Below are 26980 nucleotides of genomic sequence, written 5' to 3'. Positions count from 1 at the left end.
GGGGACTCAGCGCGCTGAAGGGCGCAGCGGGTCCGTCACCACGACTGGTCGGTCGTCGGGGCCGAACCGGGTCGCGGCATCCGTCATCGAGGTCTCGAGGCGCAGCGACGGCCCCGCCAGCTGCTGCGCGATCTCGGGAAAGCTCGAGTAGTGCGGCGCGAGGAGGTGGGTGCTGCTCGCCAGCAGGTAGAGGTCCACGACGGACGACACGAGCGCCGCCTTGGTGTTGTAGCCGCCCTTGTCGTTCAGTGCGACGGTTCCCGGTACCGCGTCGATCACCGCCTGCTGCGCCTGCTCGGTGTCGGCGGAGAGGAAGAAGCGGATGCCGGGATGCTCGGCGGCGACCTGTCTCATGCGCTCGATGTACCAGCTCACGGGCGAGTGCTTCAGCGTCTCGACGTTGGAGACCGCGTGCGCGCGCACCATCACCCCGACGTAGGGCGCGCCCTCGAAGTGCCGGGTGAAGAAGGACTCGACCCGCCCGGCGATCTCAGGCACGGGCGCGAGAGCCTGAAGCTCCTCGCCCCACGACACCGCTCCCGGCGGAAGATGCAGCGCGTGGGCGGTGCGGATCTGCCAGATCCGATCGTCGCGGGCGTCGTCGAGCCAGTCGAGATCGTGCCGACGGTAGGGATGCCGCACCGCGAGAACGCGCGATCGCAGGGTGCTGATCCGCTTCTCGCCGAATTGCCACAGCTCGTCGAAGCGCGCCCCGAAGTGCTCGCCCGTCGGCCAGACGTAGGCGAACCCGCGATCCGTGGATCTCGCGAGCGAGCGGGCGCCGAGCGTCACGCGGAGGCGGTTGCCCAGACCGTGACGCTTCCGGGTGACGGCGATGACCGTCCCGCCGCTCATGAGCGCTTCCTCGCCGCGCGTCGGCTCCCGCGGAGGTACGCCAGCCCCGACATCGTCCCGCGCACGGCGGGGACGATCGTGCGCGCGGGATGGAGCAGCTGCCGACGGCCGCCGCGCATCAGGATCTCCCACGCCGCGGGAACGGCCCGTCGCGCCCAGCGGCGCTGGCCCCGGGCGTCGAGGTGCTGGGCGGCGAACACGAGTCGGTTGCGCACGTTATAGAAGTAGTACACCGGCGACTTGCCGGCGCTTCTCGTCTCGTCGGTCTGGGTGCCGCCGGCGCTGTGCACCGCCCGAACGCCGTCGTCCACCCTCAGGACGGCACCCGCGCGAGCCGCGCGGACGGAGAGGTCGACATCCTCCCAGTAGAGGAAGTAGTCGTCGTCGAAGCCGCCGAGCCGCTCCCACATCGCGCGGCTGATCGCGAAGCACGCGCCGCTCAGCCACATCGCGGAGTCGGCATAGCGACGACCGTCGCGGATACGGCGCATCGACCCCGAGTCGAGATCGAGCTCCATCTCCGACGAGAAGTGACCTCCGTCCGGTCGGACGACGAGTGGCGCCACGACACAGTCCGGATCGGCGATCACGGTCTCCGCCAGTCGCGCCACGCCGTCACCCTCGAGGTAGGCGTCGGGGTTGAGGAGCACGTAGGCCGCGGCATCCGAGTCCGCCGCCCGGCGCGCGGCGGCGTTCATGCCCGCGCCGAACCCGAGGTTGCGATCTGGCGTGACGAGCTCCCAGCCCTCACGGTCGGCGAGAGCACGGGCGGCCGCCCGCTCCTCGTCGGTGGTGTAGTTGTCGACCACCACCACGAGCGTCCCCTCCGGCAGAGCCGTGCGGCGGAGGTTGTCGGCGACCATCTCCGACGAGCCGTAGCTCACCACGAGGACGGCGGTGCGCGCCGGCGTCACGGCGCGACGGCCTCACGATCGAGCCGGACCATCTGGCGGAACCAGGTGACGGCGGCCGCGACGAGGAACGCCGTGCACGCGAGCAGCAGGAGCGCGTAGACCCCCAGGAACAGCTGCGGCCATCCCCACAGCACGAACGCGAGCATCAGGATGCCGTAGTCCGTCGGCAGCAGGAGGAACGAGCGGAGAGACCCGCCGCCACCCGCGCTGTGCGCAGAGGCGACGCCCCGCTTGCCCTTGAGCAGGTCGTTGAGGATCATCGCGAAGAACGTCGTGTTCGCCACGACGGTGAAGACGATGGGGACGAGCAACCACGTCTGCGGAATGCCGTCGACCCTGCTCAGCCCCACCAGCACGGCAAGGTGCAGGGACGAGATCTTCGCGGCGTCGACGAAGTGGTCGAGCCACTCGCCGGCCAGGGATCCACCCCCGCGCAGTCGGGCGACCTGCCCGTCGGCGGAGTCCCACGCGTAGCCGAGGGCCAGCAGCAGCCAGATGCACACGCCGATGACGGGGTTCGGGGGAACCAGTGCGATCAGCGCGATCGCCGTGAAGGTGAAGACCGCGCTCACCAGCGTCACCTGGTTCGGCGTGAGACCGATGCGGTAGGCGACGGCGGCGAGGAGCCGCCCCACGGGCCGGTTGACGTACACCGAATAAGCGGGCGCGCCCCGCGCACGCCCCTTCTGAGCGAGCCGAAGCCGCGCGTAGGTCTGTGAGATCGTTTCCACCCGGTACCTCCCCGAAAGATGACGGGCGTGCACAAGCAAGTATGACGGTCGAGAGGCAACTCCCCCGACCGCTAGATTTGGGCGGGGGTGGTGCGGATGCGGCGGATCAGGGTCATGCAGTCGTTCGGCGCACCCCGTCCCACCACCAACCCGTACATCGTGATGCTGCAGGACGCCCTGCGGCGGACCCCGGGGATCGAGCACGTCCCGTTCTCGTGGCGCACCGCGATCTTCGGGCGCTACGACGTCTTCCACGTCCACTGGGGCGACACGCTGCTGGCCGCCGGCAGTCGCCGCACACGACTCGGAAAGCGCGCCGCGATGGCCGTCCTCCTCGCGCGCCTCACCGTGACGCGCACGCCGGTCGTCCGCACCGTTCACAACGTCACACCCCCCGAGGGCACCCGTGCCGAGGTCGCCCTCCTCACCGCTCTCGAGCGCCGCACGACACTGCGCATCCGGCTTTCGCCGACGACGCCGGACGTTGCCGGCATCCCCTCGGCGCTGATCCTGCACGGGCACTACCGCGACTGGTTCGCGGCGATGCCGAAGGAGGATGCCGAGCCCGGCCGGCTCGCGTACGTCGGCCTCATCAAGCCGTACAAGGGCGTCGAGCAGCTCCTCGTCGCTTTCGAAGAGGCATCGCACGATCGAGGCGATCTCCGTCTCACGGTGGCCGGCCGCGCCACCGACCCCGAGCTCGCTCGGGACATCGTCGAGGCGGCCGAGCGGCTGCCCGCGCTCGATGCCGACCTGCGCTATCTCTCCGAGGAGGAGTTCGTCGCGATCGTGTCGGATGCCTCGGCCGTCGTCCTGCCCTACCGCCACATGCACAACTCCGGCTCCGCGCTCGCCGCGCTGTCGCTCGACCGGCCCGTCCTCGTCCCCGAGAACGAGACGACGCGCCTGCTGGCCGAGGAGGTCGGGCCCGGCTGGGTGCACTTCTTCGACGGCGAGCTGTCCGCCGACGCCCTGCGTCGACTCGCCGATGCGAGCGCCCAGGGCACGGAGGGCCGGCCCGACCTGTCGGCGAGGAACTGGGACAGCGCAGGTGCCGCGCACGCTGCCGCGTACCGCGAGGCGCTCGCGGTCCGCGCGCGCAGCCGTCGATCGAAACCGGAAGGATCCTGATGCTCATCGTCGTCGCCATTCCGACGTTCCGCCGTCCCGAGGCGCTCGAGAGGGCGCTCTCGGCCGTCGAACCCCAGGTCCGCGAGGTGACCCGCGACGGAACCACGGCGCGCGTCCTCGTGGTGGACAACGACGCCGCGGCGACCGGGCGCGAGGTGGCGGCATCCTTCGACGTCGACTATGTCGTCGAATCGCAGCCCGGCATCGCGGCGGTGCGCAACCGCGCCATCGACGAATCATCGGACGCAGACGCCGTGGTCTTCATCGATGACGACGAGGTGCCCGAGGAGGGGTGGCTGCGCACCCTGGTGACCGTGCACGCCGAGACCGGCGCTCACGCGGTCGCCGGGCGAGTGGTGACGCAGTTCCCGGACGACGTCGAGCCGTGGGTGCGCGCGAGCGGGGCATTCATCCGCCCGATCCGCACGGACCGCCAGGCGATGGGCGAGGCCGCGACGAACAACCTCCTCCTCGACCTCACCCGCATCCGGCCGCTCGGTCTCCGCTTCGACGAGCGGTTCGGACTGACCGGCGGCAGCGACAGCATGTATACGCGGCTCCTGGTCGCTCGCGGCGGCACCATCCGGTGGGCGCAGGACGCGGTCGTCGTCGAGCAGGAGGATCCGGCGCGGTTCACGCGTGCCTGGGTGCTCATGCGCACCTTCCGCTTCGGCAACACCGCCGCCCGCGTCGAGATCGCCCTCGCCGGGTCCCCGGTGAAGCGACTCGCGGCGCGCGCCCGGATGTGTCTGCGCGGCGGTGCGCGCGTGGTCGGAGGGCTCGGGCGGTGGCTCGTGGGCGCCGTCACGCGCTCGCCGTCCCATCGCGCTCGCGGCCTGCGCACGACGTACCGCGGCGCCGGGATGATCGCCGCCGCGATCGGCTACGCCCACGACGAGTACGGCCGGCGACGCGCCTCGGCTTGACCCGCGACACGACGATGGCCCCCGCCTCACGGGCGGGGGCCATCGAACTGCGGGGATGCCGCTTACGGAGCAGGCGTGAACGCGTTCATGAGGAGCCCGGTCGCGTCCCAGGTGTTGCCCGAGAGCACGGGAGCGTTCGCCCTCGCGGCGATGACCGCGCAGTGGCCGTGCTGACGCTCCGGGCCGAACACGTTGGTCGAGAGCACCGGCCTGACGACGCTCGGCGTGGAGGCGATGTTCACGGTGCACGCGCCGCCCTGCAGGTAGTTCCCGTCGATCTTGATGCTGCCGAGCTTCGTGCGCGACGTGTCCTGCGAGATCATGATGGCCGCGTTGTGCGCGTCCTCCATGCGGTTGTTCTGCAGCACGATGTTCGTGCCGGCCTGGATCTGGACGGAGTCGTCGTGCGTCGGCGTGCCGTCGCGCAGCGGGTCCTTCGCGGAGTAGGTCGTGTCGTGGAGCCACGAGTCCTTGACGGTCACATTGCTGCCGAGGATGCGGATCGGGTCGACGACGCGGTGGACGTCCACCCGCACGGCGGTGAAGTTGCTGCCGAAGATGCCGTTCCAGGTCGTGTTCTCGACCGCCGCAGCGATCTCCGAGTCCATGATCGTGAACGGTGCGCCAGAGACGACGTTGTTGACGAGGCCTACCGAGCGCGGCGTCGAGGTACCCACGATCTTCGAGTTCTTGATGACGGCGCCGGGGGCGTTGACCGTGATGATCCCTCGCACCTCGAGGCCGTCGATCACCGTGTTCGGCTCGTTGATCGTGATGTCGCCGTTGTGCACCTTGAGGGTGACACCCGCCGGCACACCGGTGTTCGAGGCATCCGGGCGACCCGTCGAGGGCGCCGGCTCAGGTGCCGGCTCCGGCGTGGGCGTCGGGGTCGGCGTGGGAGTCGGGGTCGGCGTGGGCGTCGGGGTCGGCTCCGGCGTGGGAGTCGGCTCAGGCGTCGGGGTCGGCTTCGGAGTCGGGGCCGGCTTCGCGGGCGCGACAGGCTCCGTCGGCTCAGGCGTCGGCGTCGGAGTCGGCTTCGGGGTGGGCTTCGGGGCGGGAGTCGGCGTCGTCAGCGATACGCTGCGGGCGGTCACCGTGGCCGACATCGCCGGCGTGGATCGCGAGATGTAGAAGCTGTAGTCGGCCTGTCCGGTCGAGGTGTGCGGCCGCTGGGAGTCGGTGTAGCCGAGCGAGACCGACTTGCCTCCGACGGTCACCGTGCCTCGCAGCTCGGTGGCCGACGAACCGCCGATGCGGAACGAGAGAGTGATGGGCTTGCCCGCTGCGAGCTTCGCCGGGGCGAACTTCGCGGAGCCGAGCGGCGTCAGCGACTCGACGCCGCGGCCCTTCGTGGACTTCTTGAACGAGACCTGCACGGACCCGGTCGGGTACACACGGGTCTGCAGCACGTACGCTCCGGCGCTGTTGGAGCGCAGCCGGAGGGCGGTGTAGGTGCCGCTGCTCCCGGCGCGCGGGAGCTTGGGGAGGGTGAAGGTCATCGCCGCGGAGCCCTCGGTTCCGTTGCCGCCGATGGACACGACCTTCGTCGAGCCGGGCTTCAGAGCCACCGTCGTCGACGCGGTCGCGGCATTGGCGATACCGAACACGCCTCCCGCCGCGAGAGCCGCGGCGGTGAGGAGGGCGAAGATGCGGGTTCTGTTCTTGTTCTTCTTTTCGAGCTTGCGAAGGGACGATCGAGTATGCACAGGCCACCTGGGGAGTTGTACGCGAGTTCGGGGGGACTGCAGGGGAGCAGGCCTCGCGTGTGGTCGGGTCCGGAAAGCGTAACTGAATCGTGACCACTTACCCAATATCTGAGAGCAATCTCATTGTCAAGCGGTTTCCCGGCGCGGCGCGCCTGATCGCGCACGCGACCCCTTTCCGGACGTTTGGCGCGGTGCTACTTTGAGCCATCGGCATCCGATCACCCTGGGGAGGCGGATCGATGCGCACGCATCTGCGACGACGCACTCGCGCGGCGGCGGTTCTGGGGATCGCGGCACTCTGCGGGGCGCTCCTGGCGGTACCGACCGCGGCCAACGCGAGCGGCGCGCCGCCGGCCTCGCCGACTCTCGTGGCCCCGGCCGACGGGGGCACCACCGCCCCCGGCTCGTCGCTGAGCGTGCGCGCGAACGACCCCGACGACCCCACCGTCGAGGTCACGTTCCACGCCGCGGCGCGGGGGACGGTCGAGCCCGGCGCGGGTGGCTCGCCCTTCACGTTCCTCGTCATCCCCGACACCCAGAACTACGTGCTCACGGCGGCGAACACGCCGTTGCTGCAATCTCAGCTGCAGTGGATCGTCGACAACCGGTCGTCGCTCAACCTCGCCTTCGCCGCGGGTCTCGGCGACATCGTCGACAATCGCCTCTCGGATGCGCAGTGGGGCCGCGCGACGACGAGCATGGCGATCCTCGATGATGCGGGAGTACCGCACTCGGTGATCCCGGGCAACCACGACTACGACCTCGCCACCGGCGATTTCTCGAAGTACGACCAGTACTTCCCGGTGAGCCGCTACCGGGATGCCACGTGGAACTCGGCGAACGCCTCCTACGGCGGGTACTACGGCCAGAACGAGTTCGGACCGGACCCGGTCGACCGCGGGAACATGAACAACTACGCCCTGTTCCAGGCGGGAGGCATGAAGTTCCTGACGCTGAACCTCGAGCTCAATCCGCCCGACGACGTGCTGGCGTGGGCGCAGCGCGTGCTCGATGCGCACTCCGACCGCCGCGCGATCGTGAGCACCCACAGCTACCTCGCCGTCTCGGGGAATCTCAGCCTCCAGCAGCTGCGAACGGATGTCGCGGGCAACAGCGGCGCGCAGATCTGGCAGAAGCTCATCCGGCCGAACTGCAGCATCTTCCTCGTGGTCAACGGGCACTTCACCGACGGTCTCGACGGCGAAGCCCACCGCACGGATCTCAATGACTGCGGTCAGCCCGTCCGATCCGCGCTGAGTGATTTCCAGGGTCGGCCCAACGGCGGTGACGGGTGGCTGCGCTGGTACACGTTCACACCGTCGGCGGGCACCATCACAGCCACCACCTACTCGCCCACCCTCGATCAGTACGAGACGGATGCCGACAGCGCGTTCACCTGGAACTACGACATGACCCCGCCGGCCGATCTGCCGGTCGTCGGCCGCGAGACCGTGTCGGCCGGCGCGGTCGCCTCCGTCCCCCTTCCGGACGCCCCGGAGGGAACGGTGCTCGACTGGTACGCGACGGTCGACGACGGCACGAGTGTCACGCGCGGCCCGACGTGGACCACGACGGTCCAGCCGCCCGCCGCGACGCCGCTCATCGCTGACAGCTTCGCCCGCTCCGTCACCGCCGGATGGGGGACCGCCGACGCCGGCGGCGCGTGGGTCGTGAACTCGACGAGCAAGCTCTCGGCGACGGGCGGGGTCGGACGAATCTCCTCCAACGCCGGGTCCACGCTCACCGCGACGCTCCCGGCAGTGGACTCCACCGCGGTCGACGCGCGAGCGACATTGTCGTTCGACCGCATCCCGAATCGATCCCTCACGTTCACGACAGCGGCGCGGCAGGTCGGCTCGAACGCGTACGCGGCCCGCACGGTCGTCAACGCGAACGGCACCTTCACGGTGCACGCGATGCGGGACGGCACGGCGCTCGCCGGCGGCACCGTGCCGGGCGCGACCCTCACGCCCGGGGCGAAGCTGCGCCTGCGGGTGCAGGTCGAGGGCACGAGCCCCACGACGATCCGCGCGCGGGCATGGCTCGACGGCGCCGCCGAGCCGACGTCGTGGACAGCGACCGCAACCGACTCCACGGCCGCACTCCAGCAGCCGGGCGGACTCCGGTTCACCAGCTACCTGAGCTCGTCGGCCACGAACGGGCCGGTGATCGTCTCGGTCGACGACGTGTCGATGACACGGATCGGCACCCCGCCGCCGTCCAACACCGCTCCGACGGCGGAGTTCACGTGGCAGGCCGACGGCCTCACCGTCACGGCCGACTCCTCCGCCTCGGCCGACTCCGACGGCACGCTCACCGCGCGCACGTGGTCCTTCGCCGGCGCACCGGCGAGCGGCACGACCGCGACGCACACGTTCGCGGCATCCGGGACCTATCCGGTGACCCTCACCGTGACGGACGACGACGGCGCCGTCGGCACGGTCACGAAGAACGTCACGGTCACCGCGCCGGCGCAGAACGCGCCACCGACGGCGGAGTTCACGTGGCAGGCCGACGGCCTCACGGTCACGGCCGACTCGTCCGGCTCGGCCGACTCCGACGGCACCCTCACGGCCCGCGCCTGGAGCTTCGCCGGCACGAGTGCCACCGGCACGACCGCGACGCACACCTTCGCGGCATCCGGAACCTATCCGGTGACCCTCACCGTGACGGACGACGACGGAGCGACGGGCACCGTGACCAAGAACGTCACCGTCACCGCACCACCGCCCCCGCCCACGGGCGCGCTCGCGAGCGACCAGTTCGCGCGCACGGTCGGCTCGGGCTGGGGCACGGCCGACACGGGCGGAGCGTGGACCGTGAACTCCACCGCGAAACTCACCGTGACCGGCGGCGTCGGACGGGTGTCATCAAACTCCGGCTCGACCCTCACCGCCACGCTGGGCGGCGTGAGCTCGTCGCGTGCCGACACGACCGTGACGGTGTCGCTCGATCGGGTGCCGAACCAATACCTCGACCTTGCCGTCCAGCCGCGCGTGGTGGGCACCTCCTTCTACGGCGTGCGCGTCCGCGTGAACCCGAACGGCAGCGTCGGGATGCAGAACATGCGCGGATCGACGGCCTTGACCGCGAGCTCGAACGCCGGCGGTCTCGTGGTGACGCCGGGGGCGAGGATCAAGATCCGCGTGCAGGTCGAGGGCACCTCGCCCACGACGATCCGCGCCCGCGCGTGGCTCGACGGAAGCCCCGAGCCGACGGCCTGGCATGTGACGAGCGCGGACTCCACGTCGGGCCTGCAGGGGGCCGGATCGCCGAGACTCGGCGCCTATCTGAGCTCGTCGGCGACCAACGGCCTGGTGATCGTGTCGTTCGACGACCTCACCGTGGCCGCGATTCCGTGAACAGGCGGTAGTCAAAGACCCGCCCCCAACGGTAGGCTGTGTCCAGTCGCGGTGGGGACCGCGGCGTTTCTGGGGAAATCAGGCGATGGGGATCGCCGATCTTGAGTTCTGGGGGCTCACACGTATGGCTCAGCGCATTGGCTATGCCGCAGGTGCATTCGACCTTTTCCACGTCGGGCACCTGAACATCCTTCGACACGCGAAAGAGCACTGCGACGTCCTCGTCGCGGGCGTCGTCAGCGACGAGATGCTGCGGGCGGTGAAGGGCATCGATCCGGTGATCCCGACACTCGAGCGCGCAGAGATCGTCCGTCACGTCCGCTTCGTCGACCGGGTGCACATCGAGACGGTGCCCGACAAGCTCGACGTCTGGCGAGAGGTGGGCTTCACCCACTTCTTCAAGGGCGACGACTGGCGAGGCACCGAGAAGGGCGACCGCCTCGAGCGCGAGTTCGCCGCCGTCGGCGTCGAGGTCGTGTACTTCCCGTACACGGTTCACACCTCGAGCACGGCGCTGCGGCGCGCGCTCGACTCCCTCTCGGGTTCCGAGCGGGGAGAGCGCTCCACGGTGGGCGCCCACTGAGACTTCCGCACGTCGGAAGCACGTGACGCGCACCTCTCCGAGGCCGCGGTCACGCCCGGGCGGTTCCACCCCGAGTCGTCACGTCCACCCCGAGCGTGGCGACGAAAACCCCCATCCCCGGGGTGGGGCCGTCCCGCGGTTCTCCCTGCGTCGAACGCAGGATCCGCATCGACCGGAAGACGGGATGCCTCGGCCGAGGCATCCCGTTCCGTCACAGCTCGCCGGGCGACATCGCCTGCGCGTCGAGCTCCTCGACGAGGCGACGCGTTCGTGAGGGCTCGACCCCCGGGCGCCGCGGGGCGTAGACCACGAGCGAGTGGAACACGAACCGCACGAAGAACGCGACCACGAGGGTGAGGCCCGTCGCGAGGACCGCCGAGATGTGCCACGTCTCGACGAGCAGCGCCATGATCGGGATGCGGATCAGCGCCTCGGCGTTGTTGAAGCCGAACGACTTCGCGAAGCGCAGCCAGACTCCCGAGGCGGCATCCCGCATGTCCTGGAAGACGAAGCGCTCCATGAGCAGGAAGTTGCCGATGATCGTGACCTCGGCCGCGATGACAGCCGCGACGATGTAGTCGACGCCCATCCGCGTCAGCGCCCACACGATCGCGAGGTTCGCCACGGCGCCGAGCCCGCCGATGACGGCGAACAGCGACATCTTGCCGAATCGCAGCGCGGTGAGCTGCGCGACGAAGTGCAATCCCTGCCGCATCGACGCCTTCGACTATCCGGCGTGACGTCCGGCGAAGTCGAACGGCACCTCGGCGACCCGCAGGCTCTTGCGGGCGAGGATCTCCAGCAGGATCTTGAAGCCGCGCGGACGCAGCGTCGATGCCTCGATCGCGCGGCGGTCCACGAGGAAGTACCCGGTCATCGGGTCGGTCACGTCGCGGAGGCGGTTGGGGAACATCGCGCGCGTGAGGGCGGTCGCCGCCTTCGACACCAGGACGCGGGTGCGATCGGCGAGACCGGTCGAGGTGCCCCCGCCCGCGTAGCGGGAGGCGATCACGACGTCGACGTCGCCCCGCTGAAACCGCTCGAAGAGCAGCGGGATCTCCTCGGGAGGATGCTGCAGGTCGCCGTCGATCACGAGGCACGTGTCGGACTCCGCCAGCAGGAAGCCCTCGATGACCGCGCCGCCGAGGCCGCCCGTGCGCGACGAACGGTGCACCAGCCGCACCGGGAGCGCCGCGGACGCGGCCACCGCGCGGATCACGTCCGGAGTGTCGTCGGTGCTGTCGTCGACGAAGATGACCTCCGCCTCGATCCCGTCGACCGCCGCGGTGACGCGCCTCATCAGCTCCGCGACATTGGGAGCCTCATTGAAGGTGGGGACGATGATCGACAGCTGCACTGCCCTCCATCGTCGCATGACCGGCGGCTCGTCCGGCCCTCGCCCAGGTTCCATCCGTGAGAATGGAACCTATGACTTCCCCCTCGACGATCACCATGTTCGGCGCGGACTGGTGCCGCGACTGCGTCCGCACCAAGCGCCAGCTCGACTCCCTCGGCGTCCAGTACACCTACGTCGACCTCGTCGCCGACCCCGCCGCGGCCGACGTCGCCCGCGAGATCTCCGGCCGCACCAACATCCCGGTCGTCGTGTACCCGGACGCCTCGCACCACGTCGAGCCGTCGAACGACGACGTCGAGGCCAAGCTCCGCGAGCTCGCGCTCCTCTGACGCGGCCTCTCCGCTCCGAACTCGACCCGACCCGAGGGAACCGAGAGGCCTGACGAAGCGGCATCCGCTCTCGTTAGGCTGACGGCGTGACCGAAGGCGTCGAAGGCAACACCCGCACGATCGAAGGCTCGGTCGTCACCGACTTCCGCGACCGCATGAGCTACGGCGGGTACCTCGAGCTCGACACGCTGCTGGCCGCCCAGCACCCGCTGAGCGACCCCGAGCACCACGACGAGCTTCTGTTCATCATCCAGCACCAGACCACGGAGCTGTGGCTGAAGCTCGTGCTCCACGAGCTCGCGGCCGCGTGCCGCCTGCTGCGCGCCGACCAGCTCGCCCCGGCGCTCAAGTGCATCGCCCGCGTCAAGCACATCCAGAAGACGCTCACCGAGCAGTGGTCGGTGCTCGCGACCCTGACGCCCGCCGAGTACGCGCAGTTCCGCGGCGTGCTGGGCAACGCGAGCGGCTTCCAGTCCGCGCAGTACCGCGCCGTCGAGTTCACACTCGGCAACAAGAACGCGGCGATGCTCAAGGTCTTCGCCTCCGACCCCGCGGCGCACGCGCTCGTGGCGGCGGCCCTCGAAGCGCCGAGCCTGTACGACGAATTCCTCGGGATGCTGGCGCGGTCGGGGTATCCCGTCCCGACGGCGATCCTCGAGCGCGACGTCACCACGGCGTGGACCTTCGCTCCCGAGCTGGTGCCGCTGTTCGCCGACATCTACGCCGACCCGCAGACCCACTGGGCGGCGTACGAGACGTGCGAGGAGCTGGTGGACCTCGAGGACAACTTCCAGCTCTGGCGGTTCCGGCACCTGAAGACCGTCGAGCGGATCATCGGCTTCAAAACCGGGACGGGCGGGTCCAGCGGCGTGCCGTTCCTGCAGCGCGCGCTCGAGCTCACCTTCTTTCCCGAGCTGTTCGCGGTGCGCACCGAGATCGGCCGGTGACATGGGCGTGCACCGCCTCCGCGTGAGGGATCTCCTCGGTCCCGAGGCATCCCTATGCCATCGCGCCCTCGCGCTCGAGCCCGGCGTCTCGCTGCCGCCCTTCGTCGACCACCACGTGCACCTGCACCTCATCAACGAGCACCGGCTCCCCGCGGGCGGGATCGCCGCGGTGCTGGACCTCGGCGGCGACCCCGTGAGCCTGGCACGTCACCGCGAGGGGATGCCGCACCTGGCCTACGCGGGAGCCTTCCTCACCGCCCCCGGCGGCTACCCCTCGGGTCGTGGCTGGGCGCCCGACTCCATCGTGCGGACGGTGACCGACGGGTCCTCGCACCCCGGCGTCGCGGGGGGTGCGGCGACCGCCGTCGACGAGCAGGCGTCGTTCGGAGCCTCGGTCATCAAGGTCGCCCTCAACGCGAGCGCCGGACCGGTGCTCGACGCGGGGATCCTCGCGGCGGTCGTCGCTGCCGCGCACGATCGTGGACTCCCCGTGGTCGCGCACGTCGAGGGAGCGGGGATGACCGCGCGCGCGGTCGAGGCCGGCGTCGACGCTTTCGCGCACGCGCCGTTCAGCGAACTCCTCGACGCTTCGCTCATCGCGCGGGCCGCGGCATCCGGTCAGCGCTGGATCAGCACCCTCGACATCCATGCGGAAGACCCGGCGGCCGCGCGCACCGCGGCGGCGAATGTCGCCGCGTTCGCCGGGGCCGGCGGGACGGTGCTCTACGGCACCGACCTCGGCAACGGCGACCGGCCGGTCGGCGTTCTCCCCGGCGAGCTGGCCGCGCTGGACGCCTCCGGAATCCGCGGACCCGCGCTCGTCGCGGCGCTCGTCGATCCGTGGCCCGCGGCACCCGCCTCGGGCGTCTCGACCTTCGTCCCCGGTCCGCCTCCCGCGTCGCTCGGCGCCGTGGCCGAGTGGCTGGGGCGCGCGACCGTCGTCCCCACCGAGGAGCTCATCCATGACGACCACTGACCCGCACGCCCCGAGTGCGACCGACCTCGACGCCGAGGCATCCGCCCTCGACGCCGCCGACCCGCTGAAGCACCACCGCGACGCGTTCGTCGGCGCCGACACGTCCCTCGTCTACTTCGACGGGAACTCCCTCGGCCGCCCGCCGCGCGCGAGCGTCGAGCGGCTCGCGCAGTTCGCGACCGACGAGTGGGGCGGTCGCCTGATCCGGGGCTGGGACGAGTCGTGGATGCAGCTCCCCTTCGAGATCGGCGACGCGATCGGACGCGCCGCGATCGGCGCCGCGCCGGGACAGACCGTGGTCGGGGACTCCACCACCGTGCTGCTGTACAAGCTCGTGCGCGCCGCTTTCGACGCGCAGCACGCGGCCGACGCGGCGCGCGTGGAGATCGTCATCGACCGCGACAACTTCCCCACCGACCGCTACCTCGTGGACGGCATCGCGCGCGAGCGCGGCGGGCGCGTGCGCTGGATCGACGTCGACCTGACAGCGGGCGTCACGGCTGAGTCGCTGCACGCGGCCGTCGGCCCCGAGACGGCCGTCGTGGTGCTGAGCCAGGTCGCGTACCGGTCGGGTCATCTCGCGGATGCCCCGACCCTGACCCGCATCGCGCACGACGCCGGCGCGCTCGTGGTGTGGGACCTGTGCCACTCCGCGGGATCGGTGCCGGTGCGCGCGGACGAGTGGGGTTTCGACCTCGCCGTCGGCTGCACGTACAAGTACCTCAACGGCGGCCCCGGCTCCCCCGCGTTCGCGTACGTCGCGGCCCGCCACCAGGACGCGCTCGCCCAGCCGATCCAGGGGTGGATGGGCACGGCCGATGTCTTCGCCATGGGTCCCGAGTACCGCCCCGCCGCGGGCATGCGGCGGTTCCTGTCGGGCACCCCGCCGATCGTCGGGATGCTCGCGATGCAGGACACCCTCGCGCTGATCGAGGAGGCCGGGATCGACGCGATCCGAGCGAAGTCGATCGCTCTGACCGAGTTCGCCGTGCGCGTGACGGATGCGCTCCTCGCACCGCTCGGGGTTGCGGTGGCCTCGCCGCGGGATGCCGCGGAGCGCGGTGGGCACGTGACGCTGTCGCATCCGGCGATGCGCGCCGTCACCGCCCGCCTGTGGCGCGAGGACGTGATTCCCGACTACCGCGATCCCGGCGGCCTGCGCATCGGCCTGTCGCCCCTCTCCACGAGCTTCGGTGAGACGCTGACCGGACTGCGCGCCGTCGAGGCCGCGGTCCGCGCCGAGGCCTGACCCCGGGCCTACACTGGCGCGATGAGCAACGAGGCTCCCGGCCGGCCGGAGGCCGCGGCATCCACCCCGCCCGCATCCGCGCGGCTGACGCGCGGGACGATCGCCCGCTACGCCGCGGGGTCCCTCGGCACCGGCGGGTTCGCGACGCTGCCGGGGCTCGTTCTGACCTACTACCTGACCGATTCGCTGGGCGTCGCCGCGCTCGCGGCCGGGCTCGTGATCACGCTCGCGAAGGTGTGGGATGTCGTCGTCGACCCGGTGATCGGCGCCCTCACGGACCGCGACCTCGCACGACACGGCTCTCGCCGTCGCCTGATGCTCGTCGGCGCGTGCAGCATCCCGGTGTTCTTCGCCCTCACGTTCGCCGTGCCGCCGGCGGTCGGGCCGGTGGTCGCGGCGATCTGGGTGCTCCTGGCCTTCACGCTCACCGCGACGGCGTTCAGCCTGTTCCAGGTGCCCTACATCGCCCTGCCCGCTGAGCTCACGCCCGACTACGACGAGCGCACGCGCCTGCTCACGTGGCGGGTGGTGGTGCTGACGCTGGCGATCCTGCTTTTCGGGGCGGGCGGACCGGCGCTGCGCCGCACGAGCGACGATCCCGTCACCGGCTATCTCGTGATGGGGATCGTCGCGGGGGTCGTGATCGGGCTCGGAATGCTGGTCGCGACGACCGTCGCGCGGCGTGCGCGGGCCAAGACGGCAGCGACGCCGGCGGGATCGGCCCCGGCGGTCCGCGAGCACTTCCGGGAAGGCATCCGCTCCCTCAGGCGGAGCGCCCCGTTCCGCGCGCTGCTGGCGACGTTCGTGCTCCAGGCGCTCGCGACCGGCCTGATGCTCGCCGGCGCTCAGTACGTCGCGACGTGGGTGCTCGAGTCCGAAGCGGCCGTCGAGCTGCTGTTCGTGGCCCTGATCGCCCCCGCCCTCTTCGCGGCGCCAGCCTGGGGCGTCGTCGCCCGCCGCATCGGCAAGGAGCGCGCCTTCGCCATCGCGAGCACCGTGTTCGGAGTCGCGGCGCTGTCGATTATCGGCGTGCTATGGGCCCCCGGCGACTGGATCTACGCGCCCGTCGCCGTCGCGGGCATCGCCTACGCCGGCATGCAGTCGCTGCCCATGGCGATGCTCCCCGACGTCATCTCGCACGACGAGGCCGCCCACGGGCCCGGGCGCGCCGGGGCGTTCAGCGGCGTGTGGACCGCGGGTGAGACGGTCGGCTTCGCGCTCGGAGCGACGGCCCTGTCGCTCATCCTCGCCACCACCGGGTACGTCTCGTCGATCGCGGGCGAGACGGTGGTGCAGCCGGATGCCGCGATCACGGGCATCGTCGTGAGCTTCAGCCTCGCCCCCGCTGCGCTCATCGCCCTGAGCCTGCTCGCGCTGCGGCGCTATCCGCTGCGCCGCTCCGACATCCAGTCGCAGCAGGGCTGACATCGGGTCCCACTGCCGGACGTAGACTGGGAACCCCGCCCGAAGGAGAGCGCCCGTGCCGCAGGCCGCCCCGGTGAAGTCCCCCCGCACCCCCACGCTGCCCGCCGCGCAGGTCGCCGAACTGGATGCCGCGGTCGCCGATCTCCGGACCGGCGCGCGCACGTGGTCGCACCTGACCCTCGACCAGCGCGCCCGGCTGCTCGGCCGTCTGCACGCGTCGGTCTCGGCGGTCGCCGAGGAGTGGGCGGACGTCGCCGCGACGTCGAAGGGCCTCGAGCCGGGGCATCCCCTCCGCGGCGAGGAATGGCTGTCGGGGCCGTACGCCACCCTCGTGGCGCTCGACGCCTACCGGCGCACCCTTCAGGCGCTCGCCCGCGGCGAGAGTCCCCTGAAGGGCGTGAAGACGGATGCCGCGCCCGGCGGCCGCCTGCGCGCCCACGTGTTCCCCCTGTCCCCGGTGGACGGCGTGCTGCTCTCGGGCTACACCGGCGAGATCTGGTTCGAGCCCGGAGCGACCGAGTCCGAGGTGCGGGCCGGTGCGGGCCTCGCCCAGCTGACGCCGACGGAGCCGGGCGGCGTGGGGCTCGTGCTCGGCGCCGGCAACGTCACGTCGATCCCCGTGCTGGACGTGCTGTACGAGCTGCTCGCGCACAACCGCGTGTCCCTGCTCAAGGTGAACCCCACCCAGGACTCGGTCGTCCCGGTGTTCGAGCGGGCCCTCGCGCCACTCATCGAGCCCGGCTTCCTGCGCATCGTCCGCGGCGGCGGAGATGTGGGCGGGTACCTGACCGGCCACCGCGGGATCGACCATGTCCACATCACCGGCGCAGCCACGACCTTCGACGCGATCGTGTGGGGCCCCTCTTCCGGACCCGCGTCCGGGGCCACCACGCGCCGCCGGCGCGAGAACCGGCCGAAGCTCGCCAAGCCGATCACCGCCGAGCTCGGCGGCGTCTCGCCGATCATCGTCGTACCGGGCGAGTGGAGCGAGGCCGACCTCGCGTTCCAGGCCGAGCACGTGGCGACCATGCGGCTGCAGAACTCCGGGCACAACTGCATCGCCGGTCAGGTCGTGCTGCTGAGCTCGGACTGGCCGCAGCGCGAGGAGTTCCTCGCGGCCCTGCGCGCCGCGCTCGACGCGGCGCCGGCACGGCCGGTCTGGTATCCGCACGGCGACGAGAAGCTCGCGGCCGCGGCATCCGACTATCCCGATGCGGAGTGGTGCGGCGACGGAACGCGCGCGCTCATCGAGGTCGCGCCCGGCGAGGCCGCGGAAGCCCTCGAGAACACCGAGTACTTCGCGCCGGTGCTGGGCGTGGTCGCCCTCGCCGGCGACGGCCAGGAGTTCCTCGACCGCGCGGTCGCGCACGCGAACGACGAGCTCGCGGGATCTCTCGGCGCGAACGTCCTGATCGACCCGGTCACGCAGGCGGCGCTCGGCGACGACTTCGAGCGGGCGATCGCGGACCTCCGCTACGGAACCGTCTCGATCAACTCGTGGACCGCGTTCGGCTTCCTCACCCCCACGCTGCCGTGGGGCGGCTTCCCCGGAGCCACGGTCCAGAACGTGGAGAGCGGCATCGGGGTGGTGCACAACGCGCTGCTCGTCGATCGCATCGAGCGGGCGGTCACGCGCGGACCCTTCCGCCCCTTCCCGCGCTCGCTCGCGCCGGCGGCCCTGAGCCGCTCCCGCGGACGCTCGTTCTCGGTGCTGCCCAAGCCCCCGTGGTTCGTGACCTCACGGACCGGGACCGCGGTAAGCGAGGGATTCACGCGCTTCCGCATGGACGGCGACTACGGCCGGCTCGCCGCCACGCTCGTGCGGGCCTTCCGGGCATGAGCCCGCGCGGACGCTCCGACCTCGTCGCCGACTACATCGTCGTCGGAGCCGGCTCGGCAGGCGCGGCGCTGGCCGCCCGGCTCAGCGAGGACCCGGCGGTCACGGTGCTGCTGCTCGAGGCCGGCGGACCCGACACCGCGCTCGAGCTGCACGTGCCGGCGGCCTTCTCGAAGCTCTTCCGCGGGCGCTACGACTGGAACTACGACACCGTCTCCCAGGAGCGGCTCGAGGGTCGCACGGTCTACTGGCCGCGCGGCAAGACCCTCGGGGGCTCGTCGTCGCTGAACGCGATGATGTGGGTCCGGGGCTTCGCGGCCGACTACGACGAGTGGGCGGATGCCGCAGGCCCGGCCTGGTCGTGGGACGCGCTGGTGCCCTACTTCCGCCGGGTCGAGCGCACCCAGGACCCCGTCGACGACACCCAGGGCGCGGACGGGGCGCAGTCGATCGAGCATCAGCGCGATCCCCGGCCCCACACCGCGGCGTTCCTCGCGGCGGCGCGCGAGGCGGGGCATCCCGTGACTCCGGCCAACCTCGCCGCCGGCCAGGGATTCAGCCAGACGATGGTGTCGCAGCGCCGCGGTGCTCGCGCCTCCACCGCCGACGCCTACCTGCGTCCGGCACGACGCCGCCCGAATCTGCGGGTCGTCACGAACGCGCTCGTGCGCCGCGTGACGTTCGCGGCCGAGGACGAGGCGCCGCGCGCGACCGGCGTATACGTCGAGGTCGACGGGATCACCCGTCATGCGGCGGCCCGTCGCGAGGTCGTCCTCGCCGGCGGAGCGATCAACACGCCGCAGCTCCTCATGCTGAGCGGCATCGGGCCGTCCGCGCACCTGGCCGAGCACGGCATCCCGGTCGTCGTCGATGCGCCCGGTGTCGGCGAGAACCTGCAGGACCACCTCGTCGCCGGGCTCGCACCGGAGGCGCGCGGCGGCACCCTCTACCGGGCGGAGAGCGTCGCTCAGCTCGCCCGGTATCTGACCTCCCGCACCGGGATGCTGACCTCCAACGTCGCCGAAGCGTGCGGGTTCGTGCGCACCGACATCGCACCGCGAGCGGGCGTGCCGGACGGCCTCCCCGATATCGAGATCATCTTCGCGCCCGTCCCGTACGTGGGGGAGGGACTCGTGCCGACGCCGGGCGAGGGGATCACGGTCGGCGCGATCCTGCTGCGACCGAAGAGCCGGGGGACGATCCGACTGGCATCGGCTGATCCCCGGGACAGGGCCGTGATCGATCCCCGCTACCTCACCGACCCGGACGGCATCGACGAGCAGACGATGCTGGCCGGCCTCGCCGAGTGCGAGCGGCTCATCGCGACCGACGCCCTGCGCGCGGTGACCACCGGGGGCTGGATCCAGCCCGAGGGCGGCGACCGCCTGTCCCCCGCCGAGCGCGCCGAGCTGTCGCTCCGCCGCTACTCGCACACGCTCTACCACCCCGTCGGGACAGCCCGCATGGGTACGGATGCCGCGACCCCCGTCGACCCCGAGCTGCGGGTGCGCGGGGTCCACGGACTGCGCGTGGCCGACGCATCCGTCATGCCCACGGTGATCCGCGGGCACACCAACGCCCCTGCCATCGTGATCGGAGAGGTCGCCGCCGACCTGATCCGCGTGCGCTGACGCGTTCGATTCGGTTGCGTGACGCGCGGCTCAGCGGCCGGTGCGGCGGCCTCCGCCGTTCTGGCGGACGACCGAGCCGACCATCAGCTTGCCGCCGGTGCCGCCGCCCGAGGCGCGACGACCGGGCGTGCGGGGGTTGCCCTGCGGCTGGGCGGACCGGGTGTGACCGGCGCTCTGGTCGGAGCGCTGGTGGCCGGACTGCACGCGGTCGGACGAGCGTCCGGCGGACTGCGAGCGACCGGAGCCCTGCCCGCGGCCCGAGCGCTGCCCGCCCGTGCCCTGCTCGCGTGCCGCGCGCTTGCGCTGGGCGTTGGCGCCGGTGCTGCGACCGCCGCCCTGCGCCGGCCGCTGCACGGGCTCGGGCTTGACGTAGGGGGCGACCTCACCGACGAGCCCGGTGACCTCGGCCGACGTCGCCGTCACACGGACGGGCGCGACCGAGATCGCGGCCTTGCGCAGCAGCTGGGCTACGTCCTTCTCCTGGCCGGGGAGGACCAGGGTGACCACGGCGCCCTCGGCACCGGCTCGCGCCGTGCGGCCCGAGCGGTGGAGGTACGCCTTGTGCTCCATGGGCGGATCGACGTGGATGACGAGCTCGACGTCGTCGACGTGCACGCCGCGGGCCGCGACATCCGTCGCCACGAGCACCTTCGCGGTGCCGGCGGAGAACGCCGCGAGGTTGCGGTCGCGCTGCGGCTGGGAGAGGTTGCCGTGCAGGTCGACGGCCGGGATGCCCTGCGCCGTGAGCTGCTTCGCGAGCTTCTTGGCGTGGTGCTTCGTGCGCATGAAGAGGATGCGGCGGCCCATGCCCGACGCGAGGGCCGTGACGACGTCCTTTTTGGCGTCGGCGTCGGTCATCGTGAAGACGTGGTGCGTCATGGCCGCGACGGGCGAGTGCGCCTCGTCGACGGAGTGGAGCACCTGGTTGTGGAGGAAGCGGTTCACGAGCTTGTCCACGCCGTTGTCGAGGGTGGCGCTGAAGAGCAGGCGCTGTCCGCCGGAGGGGGTCGCGGTGAGGATGCGCGTCACGACGGGCAGGAATCCCAGGTCGGCCATGTGGTCGGCCTCATCGATGACGGTGATCTCGATCGCGTCGAGGTGGGCGTAGCCCTGCTTCATGAGGTCTTCGAGCCGTCCGGGGCACGCGACGATGATGTCGACGCCGGCGTTGAGCGCCTGCACCTGGCGGTTCTGGTTCACCCCGCCGAAGATCGTGGTGGTCTTGAGCCCGTAGGCGGCGGCGAGCGGCGCCAGGGTGGCGTCGATCTGGGTCGCCAGCTCGCGGGTCGGCGCGAGTACGAGCCCGAGGGGACGGCCCTTGCGGCGCGAGCCGCCGGCGAGCGCGCCGCCGAGGCGGGCGACCATCGGGATCGCGAAGGCCAGGGTCTTGCCGGAGCCGGTCTTGCCGCGGCCGAGCACGTCTCGTCCGGCGAGGGTGTCGGGGAGCGTGTCCACCTGGATGGGGAACGCGGAGGTCTTGCCCTCGGCCGCGAGAGCGGCGACGAGGGGCTGGGGCACGCCGAGCGTGCTGAAGGTGACGTCAGTCATGTGAGGGGTTTCTCCGGGCGCTCGGGGACGCCCTGGTCGGTGGCCGGTGGCGGATCTCGCCCACGGGTCGCCGTACGAAAGTATTCAGCCGACGGCGTCTGCCGGGGCGGTGCCCACGGGACGGCGGCGAGAGAAGCGTTCTACGACGCGAGAAGCGCGATGACGCGCTGCAAGTCCGTCCACCCTATCAGTCGTCGCCTGCGAGCCGGTCGGTCGCCGCCCGGAGGGCGCGCGCGATGCCCGGTTCGGATGCCGCGTGCGAGGCATCCGGAACCATCACCAGCTCGGCCTCGGGCCACGCGCGGTGCAGGTCCCACGCGGTCATCGCCGGCGTGCAGACGTCGTAGCGGCCCTGCACGATGACCGCGGGGATGCCGCGGATCGCGTCGACGCCGGCGATGAGCTGACCCTCGTCGAACCAGCCGCCGTGGACGAAGTAGTGGTTCTCGATCCGCGCGAAGGCGATCGCCGCCGCGGGGTCGGTCATCGTCTCGACGAGCGCGGGGTCGGGCAGCAGCGTGAGCGTCGACGCCTCCCATCGGGTCCAGGCGAGGCCGGCCGGCCGGTGCACCGCGGGGTCGGGGTCGAAGAGGCGGCGATGGTAGGCCTCGATCATGCGGGACCGCTCGAGGACCGGGATGGGGGCGATGAAGTCCTCCCACAGGTCGGGGAAGATCGCCGATGCCCCGCCTTCGTAGAACCACTCCAGCTCGTGGCGGCGGAGGGTGAAGATGCCCCGCAGCACGAGCTCGCTGACCGCATCGGGGTGGGCCTGCGCGTACGCGAGGGCGAGCGCGCTCCCCCACGATCCGCCGAAGACCTGCCACCGGGCGATGCCGAGGTTGCGGCGCAGCAGCTCGATGTCGGCCACGAGGTGCCACGTCGTGTTGTGGCGCAGATCCGCCCCCGGCTCGCTCGCGTGCGGCGTGGAGCGGCCGCAGCCGCGCTGGTCGAACAGGACGATCCGGTAGCGCGCGGGGTCGAAGAACCGGCGGTGCCACGGAGACGTGCCGCCGCCGGGGCCGCCGTGCAGGAAGACGACGGGCTTGCCGTCGGGATTGCCGCTCTGCTCCCAGTAGACGCGATTGCCGTCGCCGACGATGAGCTCGCCGGTCTCGTAGGGCTCGATCGGCGGATACAGGATCTCGTCGAGGTGTTCGTTCACAGGCTTCCCCCCGGAATGCCGAATGTGTCGCAGGCGCTCACCCCGCTCCGGTAGCCGGTCTGGAACCACCGCTGCCGCTGCTCGCTGGACCCGTGGGTCCAGCTCTCAGGGTTCACGACGCCGCCCGACTCCTGCTGGATGTGGTCGTCGCCCACGGTCCCGGCCGCGTCGAGCGCGTCGGCGATCTGCTGCTGCGTGGGCGCCTCGAGGAAGGGTACCCCGTTCTCGTCCACCTGTTCGGTCATGTCCCCGACCCACGCGCCGGCGAAGCAGTCCGCCTGCAGCTCGAGGCGCACGCCGTTGCTGTCCGGTCCGGTGCCGTTGTTCGGGTTCTCCTCCATGATCCCGGTGATGTTCTGGATGTGATGCCCGTACTCGTGCGCGAGCACGTAGAGCTGAGCGAGCGGACCCGCGGTGGCGTCGAACCGCTCGCGCAGCAGCGCGAAGAAGGTCGGGTCGACGTAGACGCCCTGCTCGGGCGGGCAGTAGAACGGGCCGGTCTGGTTCGAGGCGGTGCCGCACTGCGTGGAGGTCGAGCCGTCGACGATCACCAGCTGCGGCGCCTGGTACCCCTGCACCTGACCCTCCCAGTACTGGTCGAGGGCGAGGGATGCCGCGGCCAGCCGGCAGTCGTCGCGCGCGTTGGCGTCGGCCCCCGTCTCGCAGCCCTCGATCTGCGTCCCCTCGCCGCCTCCGACCGGAGCGCCGCCACCGCCGCCCACCAGCCCCGAGAGATCGGTGCCGGTGAACAGCTGGAACAGGAGGACGGCGATCGCGGCGAGGCCGGCGACACCGCCACCGGCGATCACGGCTCCGCCGCCGCCGCGGCGGCGTGCGGTGTTCCCGCCGACGCTGGCGTTGTCGTTGAACGTCATGCGCTCACGGTACCGTCCGGTTCACCACCCGGCGAGAAGCCTTGACACCGCAATAGGCTCAGGGCATGGCGAGCGAACCCACCACGGTCACGATCACCGGCGCCGGCGGACAGATCGGCTACGCGCTCCTCTTCCGCATCGCCGCGGGCGACATGCTCGGCGAGAGCCGTCCGGTGCGCTTGCGACTCCTCGAGATCCCGCAGGGGATGCGCGCCGCCGAGGGCGCCGCGCTCGAACTGCAGGACTGCGCGTTCCCGCTGCTCCACGGCGTCGAGCTGTCCGACGATCCGGTCCGTGCGTTCGAGGGCGCGAACATCGCGTTGCTCGTCGGCGCGCGCCCGCGTGGTCCCGGCATGGAGCGCGCGGATCTTCTCGCCGCGAACGCGGGGATCTTCGGCCCGCAGGGCGCGGCGATCGGCGCGGTCGCGGCGGACGACGTGCGCGCCGTCGTGGTCGGCAACCCCGCGAACACGAACGCGCTGATCGCGGCATCCGCCGCCGAAGGCGTCCCGGGCGACCGCTTCACGGCGCTGACCCGCCTGGACCACAACCGCGCCGTGGGTCAGCTCGCCGAGGCCCTCGAGGTCGGACCCGGCGAGCTGGACGGCGTCACGATCTGGGGCAACCACTCCGCGACGCAGTTCCCGGATGCCGCGCACGCAACGGTCCGCGGCGAGCCGGTGGTCGAGGCCCTGGCGTCGCGCCTGGGCGGTCTCGACGCGGCGCTCCGGTGGCTCGATGACGTCTTCATCCCGCGGGTGGCGAAGCGGGGGGCCGAGATCATCGAGGTGCGTGGGTCGTCGTCGGTCGCCTCGGCGGCGAACGCGGCGATCGAGCATGTGCGCGACGAGCAGCTCGGAACCGGGGGTCGGACGACGTCGGCCGCGGTGGTCTCGCGCGGCGAGTACGGCGTGCCCGAGGGTCTCGTGTGCTCGTTCCCGGTGGTCTCCGACGGTGACGGGTATCGCGTGGTCGAGGGGTGGGAGTTCGACGAGCGCGGGCGAGCCCGGTTCGAGGCATCCGTCGCGGAGCTGGTGGTCGAGCGCGACGCGGTCGAGGCTCTCGGGGTGCTGTAGCCATCATGGAGGTGCTGGTCTTCGCGATCCTGGCCGTCGTCGTCATCGCACTGGCGACGGCGATCGCGCCGCGACTGAACATCGCGGGCCCGCTCATCCTGGTGCTCGTGGGGATCGGCGTCGGGCTGCTGCCGTTCGTGAGCGTTCCCCAGGTGAACCCGGAGTTCATCCTCGTGGGCGTGCTCCCGCCGCTGCTGTACTCGGCCGCCGTGGCGCTGCCGGCGATCGAGTTCCGGCGCGATTTCGGGCCGATCGCGGGGCTGTCGTTCCTGCTCGTGATCCTCAGCTCGGCCGTGATCGCGGTGTTCCTCATGCAGGTGATCCCGGGGATGAGCCCCGCGATCGCGGTGGCGGTGGGCGCGATCCTGAGCCCGACCGACGCCGTCGCGACCTCGATCGTCAAGCGGCTCGGGGTGTCGGGGCGGGTCGTGACGATGCTCGAGGGCGAGAGCCTGCTCAACGACGCCACCGCGCTCGTGCTGCTGCGGACGATGCTCGCGACCGCGGCCATCGGCGTGGCGGGATCGGTCGGTGAGGACGCGGAGCTGGGTCTGGGTTTCCTGCCGGCGTTCGCGTGGGGGGTGCTCGTCGCGGTCGTCGTCGGGGCGGTCGTCGGCTACCTCAATCTGCGGCTGCGCTCGCTCATCGGCCATTCGGCGGCGAACACCGCGATCGGCTTCGTGATCCCGTTCGTGGCGTACCTGCCGACGGAGGAGCTCGGGGGATCGGGGCTCGTCGCCGCCGTCGTCGCGGGCATCGTGACCGGCCAGGGCTCGGCCCGGTGGTTCACGCCGGAGCAGCGGATGTCGGACGAGCACAACTGGCGCACCATCGAGGTCATGCTCGAGGGGGCGGTGTTCCTCATCATGGGCCTCGAGCTCAAGGAGATCGTGACCGGCAACGTCGAGCAGCACAACGGGCTCGGGACCGGTATCGGCATCGCGGCGGGGGCGCTGGGCATCCTGCTCCTGGTTCGCACGGCGTACGTCGCCGTGCTGGTGTGGGTGCAGAGCAGGCGCGCGCGCGGAACACGCCGCATTCGTCTGGAGCAGATCAGCGCGCGCATCGATGAGATCTCCCTGTCTCCCGCGCAGCAGGGGGGACCGCCCGGGCGGCACGGCGGCTCGGTGGATCACCCGCGCGCGCAGCGCCGGCTGGCGTCGATGCGGTCGCGCGTCGCGCGGTCATTGCGCGACCTGAACTACTACCAGGCCTCGCCGCTGGGCTGGAAGCACGGTGTGGTGATCGTGTGGGCGGGCATGCGCGGGGTGGTGACGCTCGCGGCGGCCCAGACGCTGCCAACCGGCACCGCGGACCGAGAGCTGCTCGTGTTCATCGCGTTCTCGGTCGCCGTCGGCAGCCTCATGCTGCAGGGCTTCACGCTGCCGTGGCTGGTGCGGATGCTGCGCCTCCAGCCGACCGAGGACGGTCCGCTCGACCGCGCGGAGCAGTCGGACCTGGACGACCGGCTGCGGGAGGCCGCGGCATCCGCTCTCGCCGACCCCGCCCTGCGCAGGCGTGACGGGAAGAAGTTCCCGCCCGAGCTGCTCGAAGCGGTCGGCACGAGGCTGCTCGACCCGCCCGACGACGAGACCACGTCTGCCGCCCGCGACGTACTGGAGCTGCGGTTGGCTCTGATCGAGGTGATGCGGAAGCGTCTCATCGCCCTGTCATCGGGCGGGGCGTTCAGCACTGCGGCGCTGCGGCACGCCCTCGCCGAGCTCGACGCCGATCAGCTCAGTCTCGAGCTGCGGCTCGACGACGAGCTCTGACGCAGGCCTCGCGAGCCGGCGCGTTTCGGCGGGGCGCGGCGATGAGCGAGAATGGGCGGGGCGAAGGAGCGTGACATGAGCGGTGCGGGGCGAGCGGAGTCCGTGGCGGCGCCGGCGGGTGCGCCGGGGGGTACTCAGTCGCTGGAGGATGCCTCCGACCAGACGAGCCCGGTGCATCTGCCGCACGCGGCCGCCGAGTGCCCGAAGTGCTTCACCGAGCTGCAGCGCGACCGCGACTGGTGGCAGGCCCGGCCGGCCGGTTCGCGGCTGGTCGGTCTCGTCGTCGCGCGGGACGACATGCCGTCCGTCGTCGAGCAGCGCGCCGACCTTGCGCGGTTCGGGGTGCCGATCGACGGGTTCCGGCATCCCGCACCCGAGACCCTCGAGTCGTGGGAGGAACGGCTCGTCCGACTCTTCGGGCGGCTCGGCCGGGGAGACGTCCTGGTGGTGACGAACGTGCACGCCCTCGGCCGCGACATCGACGAGGAGACCCGGACGGTTGCGGAGCTCCACCGCCGCGGTGTGGTCGTCAAGGTTCTGAGCCACGGCGGGCGGCACCTCTACGACGCCGGCCGCTGACCCGAC

At 71.5% G+C, this 26980-nt stretch carries 21 protein-coding genes and 1 pseudogene; 14 read left to right on the top strand and 8 right to left on the bottom strand.

Annotated elements, in window-relative coordinates:
* Positions 1-6 precede the first annotated feature (6 nt).
* The 3 genes from ACFQ0P_RS07030 to ACFQ0P_RS07020 are packed head-to-tail and all read right to left on the bottom strand — an operon-like array spanning position 7 to position 2500.
* A complete protein-coding gene (locus ACFQ0P_RS07030) occupies positions 7-855 on the bottom strand; it encodes a hypothetical protein (RefSeq protein ID WP_204977840.1) in 849 nt (282 codons plus the stop codon).
* The gene (locus tag ACFQ0P_RS07025) at positions 852-1769 is read right to left on the bottom strand and encodes a glycosyltransferase family 2 protein (RefSeq protein WP_204977839.1); all 918 of its coding nucleotides are present in this window, start codon (positions 1767-1769) and stop codon (positions 852-854) included. The genes ACFQ0P_RS07030 and ACFQ0P_RS07025 overlap by 4 nt, the downstream gene beginning before the upstream one ends.
* On the bottom strand, positions 1766-2500 hold the full coding sequence (locus tag ACFQ0P_RS07020; protein WP_204977838.1) for a CDP-alcohol phosphatidyltransferase family protein: 735 nt from the start codon (positions 2498-2500) through the stop codon (positions 1766-1768). Before ACFQ0P_RS07020 ends, ACFQ0P_RS07025 begins: the two co-directional genes overlap by 4 nt.
* 114 nt (positions 2501-2614) lie before the next feature.
* Here ACFQ0P_RS07020 and ACFQ0P_RS07015 point away from each other — a divergent pair, with 114 nt between their 5' ends.
* Positions 2615-3631, top strand: a complete 1017-nt coding sequence (locus tag ACFQ0P_RS07015; RefSeq protein ID WP_378771745.1) for a glycosyltransferase — start codon at positions 2615-2617, stop codon at positions 3629-3631.
* Entirely contained in the window at positions 3631-4557 is a 927-nt protein-coding gene (locus ACFQ0P_RS07010; protein ID WP_204977836.1) for a glycosyltransferase family 2 protein, read from the top strand. The genes ACFQ0P_RS07015 and ACFQ0P_RS07010 overlap by 1 nt, the downstream gene beginning before the upstream one ends.
* A 62-nt stretch (positions 4558-4619) precedes the next feature.
* Here ACFQ0P_RS07010 and ACFQ0P_RS07005 read toward each other — a convergent pair whose 3' ends face one another.
* Positions 4620-6263, bottom strand: a complete 1644-nt coding sequence (locus ACFQ0P_RS07005; protein WP_204977835.1) for a hypothetical protein — start codon at positions 6261-6263, stop codon at positions 4620-4622.
* A 239-nt stretch (positions 6264-6502) separates the two neighbouring features.
* Here ACFQ0P_RS07005 and ACFQ0P_RS07000 point away from each other — a divergent pair, with 239 nt between their 5' ends.
* Both ACFQ0P_RS07000 and ACFQ0P_RS06995 read left to right on the top strand, forming a co-directional pair.
* Complete coding sequence (locus ACFQ0P_RS07000) at positions 6503-9625, top strand: PKD domain-containing protein (protein ID WP_204977834.1); 3123 nt, start codon at positions 6503-6505, stop codon at positions 9623-9625.
* A gap of 124 nt (positions 9626-9749) precedes the next feature.
* Complete coding sequence (locus ACFQ0P_RS06995) at positions 9750-10208, top strand: adenylyltransferase/cytidyltransferase family protein (protein WP_204977833.1); 459 nt, start codon at positions 9750-9752, stop codon at positions 10206-10208.
* Between the two features lie 211 nt (positions 10209-10419).
* Here the strand turns inward: ACFQ0P_RS06995 and ACFQ0P_RS06990 are convergent.
* Positions 10420-11565: pseudogene (locus tag ACFQ0P_RS06990) on the bottom strand (glycosyltransferase).
* 71 nt (positions 11566-11636) lie between these two features.
* On the opposite strand from ACFQ0P_RS06990, the gene ACFQ0P_RS06985 reads away from it, so the two are divergent.
* From ACFQ0P_RS06985 to ACFQ0P_RS06955, 7 genes are all read left to right on the top strand, one after another.
* Complete coding sequence (locus ACFQ0P_RS06985) at positions 11637-11894, top strand: glutaredoxin family protein (RefSeq protein WP_204977831.1); 258 nt, start codon at positions 11637-11639, stop codon at positions 11892-11894.
* Between the two features lie 86 nt (positions 11895-11980).
* Positions 11981-12841 (top strand): tryptophan 2,3-dioxygenase, encoded by an 861-nt coding sequence (gene kynA, locus ACFQ0P_RS06980; protein ID WP_378771741.1) that lies wholly within the window; start codon positions 11981-11983, stop codon positions 12839-12841.
* Position 12842: 1 nt separating this feature from the next.
* Entirely contained in the window at positions 12843-13817 is a 975-nt protein-coding gene (locus ACFQ0P_RS06975) for a hypothetical protein (RefSeq protein WP_204977829.1), read from the top strand.
* Entirely contained in the window at positions 13804-15066 is a 1263-nt protein-coding gene (locus tag ACFQ0P_RS06970) for a kynureninase (RefSeq protein WP_204977827.1), read from the top strand. Before ACFQ0P_RS06975 ends, ACFQ0P_RS06970 begins: the two co-directional genes overlap by 14 nt.
* 21 nt (positions 15067-15087) lie before the next feature.
* Positions 15088-16491 (top strand): MFS transporter, encoded by a 1404-nt coding sequence (locus ACFQ0P_RS06965; RefSeq protein ID WP_204977825.1) that lies wholly within the window; start codon positions 15088-15090, stop codon positions 16489-16491.
* A gap of 55 nt (positions 16492-16546) precedes the next feature.
* Positions 16547-18331, top strand: a complete 1785-nt coding sequence (locus ACFQ0P_RS06960; protein WP_204977823.1) for an aldehyde dehydrogenase family protein — start codon at positions 16547-16549, stop codon at positions 18329-18331.
* Positions 18328-19959 (top strand): GMC family oxidoreductase, encoded by a 1632-nt coding sequence (locus ACFQ0P_RS06955; protein ID WP_204977821.1) that lies wholly within the window; start codon positions 18328-18330, stop codon positions 19957-19959. Before ACFQ0P_RS06960 ends, ACFQ0P_RS06955 begins: the two co-directional genes overlap by 4 nt.
* Before the next feature lie 30 nt (positions 19960-19989).
* On the opposite strand, the gene ACFQ0P_RS06950 is transcribed toward ACFQ0P_RS06955, so the two are convergent.
* The 3 genes from ACFQ0P_RS06950 to ypfJ all read right to left on the bottom strand — a co-directional run bounded on the left by ACFQ0P_RS06950 (position 19990) and on the right by ypfJ (position 23547).
* Positions 19990-21507, bottom strand: a complete 1518-nt coding sequence (locus ACFQ0P_RS06950; protein ID WP_204977819.1) for a DEAD/DEAH box helicase — start codon at positions 21505-21507, stop codon at positions 19990-19992.
* A 187-nt stretch (positions 21508-21694) separates the two neighbouring features.
* Positions 21695-22672: a prolyl aminopeptidase gene (gene pip / locus ACFQ0P_RS06945; protein ID WP_204977818.1), complete on the bottom strand. Its 978-nt coding sequence runs from the start codon at positions 22670-22672 to the stop codon at positions 21695-21697.
* Complete coding sequence (gene ypfJ, locus ACFQ0P_RS06940) at positions 22669-23547, bottom strand: KPN_02809 family neutral zinc metallopeptidase (RefSeq protein WP_204977816.1); 879 nt, start codon at positions 23545-23547, stop codon at positions 22669-22671. The genes pip and ypfJ overlap by 4 nt, the downstream gene beginning before the upstream one ends.
* A 65-nt stretch (positions 23548-23612) precedes the next feature.
* On the opposite strand from ypfJ, the gene ACFQ0P_RS06935 reads away from it, so the two are divergent.
* The 3 genes from ACFQ0P_RS06935 (at position 23613) to ACFQ0P_RS06925 (ending at position 26974) form a co-directional block, all read left to right on the top strand.
* Positions 23613-24623 carry a malate dehydrogenase gene (locus ACFQ0P_RS06935; protein ID WP_204977814.1) on the top strand — a complete coding sequence of 337 codons (1011 nt, stop codon included), beginning with the start codon at positions 23613-23615 and terminating at the stop codon, positions 24621-24623.
* Between the two features lie 5 nt (positions 24624-24628).
* Complete coding sequence (locus tag ACFQ0P_RS06930; protein WP_204977812.1) at positions 24629-26395, top strand: cation:proton antiporter; 1767 nt, start codon at positions 24629-24631, stop codon at positions 26393-26395.
* 75 nt (positions 26396-26470) lie between these two features.
* Positions 26471-26974: a recombinase family protein gene (locus tag ACFQ0P_RS06925; RefSeq protein WP_378771735.1), complete on the top strand. Its 504-nt coding sequence runs from the start codon at positions 26471-26473 to the stop codon at positions 26972-26974.
* Positions 26975-26980 lie beyond the last annotated feature (6 nt).

Origin of the sequence: Microbacterium insulae, assembly GCF_042677065.1 — a bacterium.
Lineage (GTDB): Bacteria > Actinomycetota > Actinomycetes > Actinomycetales > Microbacteriaceae > Microbacterium > Microbacterium insulae.
This window is presented reverse-complemented; position numbering and strand designations above follow the sequence as displayed.

Bases quoted from the DNA above. Each gene is read 5' to 3' on its own strand.
- ACFQ0P_RS07030 (WP_204977840.1), bottom strand. From the start codon at position 855: ATGAGCGGCGGGACGGTCATCGCCGTCACCCGGAAGCGTCACGGTCTG.
- ACFQ0P_RS07015 (WP_378771745.1), top strand. From the start codon at position 2,615: ATGCAGTCGTTCGGCGCACCCCGTCCCACCACCAACCCGTACATCGTG.
- ACFQ0P_RS07010 (WP_204977836.1), top strand. From the start codon at position 3,631: ATGCTCATCGTCGTCGCCATTCCGACGTTCCGCCGTCCCGAGGCGCTC.
- ACFQ0P_RS07000 (WP_204977834.1), top strand. From the start codon at position 6,503: ATGCGCACGCATCTGCGACGACGCACTCGCGCGGCGGCGGTTCTGGGG.
- ACFQ0P_RS06995 (WP_204977833.1), top strand. From the start codon at position 9,750: ATGGCTCAGCGCATTGGCTATGCCGCAGGTGCATTCGACCTTTTCCAC.
- ACFQ0P_RS06985 (WP_204977831.1), top strand. From the start codon at position 11,637: ATGACTTCCCCCTCGACGATCACCATGTTCGGCGCGGACTGGTGCCGC.
- ACFQ0P_RS06975 (WP_204977829.1), top strand. From the start codon at position 12,843: ATGGGCGTGCACCGCCTCCGCGTGAGGGATCTCCTCGGTCCCGAGGCA.
- ACFQ0P_RS06970 (WP_204977827.1), top strand. From the start codon at position 13,804: ATGACGACCACTGACCCGCACGCCCCGAGTGCGACCGACCTCGACGCC.
- ACFQ0P_RS06965 (WP_204977825.1), top strand. From the start codon at position 15,088: ATGAGCAACGAGGCTCCCGGCCGGCCGGAGGCCGCGGCATCCACCCCG.
- ACFQ0P_RS06955 (WP_204977821.1), top strand. From the start codon at position 18,328: ATGAGCCCGCGCGGACGCTCCGACCTCGTCGCCGACTACATCGTCGTC.
- ACFQ0P_RS06950 (WP_204977819.1), bottom strand. From the start codon at position 21,507: ATGACTGACGTCACCTTCAGCACGCTCGGCGTGCCCCAGCCCCTCGTC.
- ypfJ (WP_204977816.1), bottom strand. From the start codon at position 23,547: ATGACGTTCAACGACAACGCCAGCGTCGGCGGGAACACCGCACGCCGC.
- ACFQ0P_RS06935 (WP_204977814.1), top strand. From the start codon at position 23,613: ATGGCGAGCGAACCCACCACGGTCACGATCACCGGCGCCGGCGGACAG.
- ACFQ0P_RS06930 (WP_204977812.1), top strand. From the start codon at position 24,629: ATGGAGGTGCTGGTCTTCGCGATCCTGGCCGTCGTCGTCATCGCACTG.
- ACFQ0P_RS06925 (WP_378771735.1), top strand. From the start codon at position 26,471: ATGAGCGGTGCGGGGCGAGCGGAGTCCGTGGCGGCGCCGGCGGGTGCG.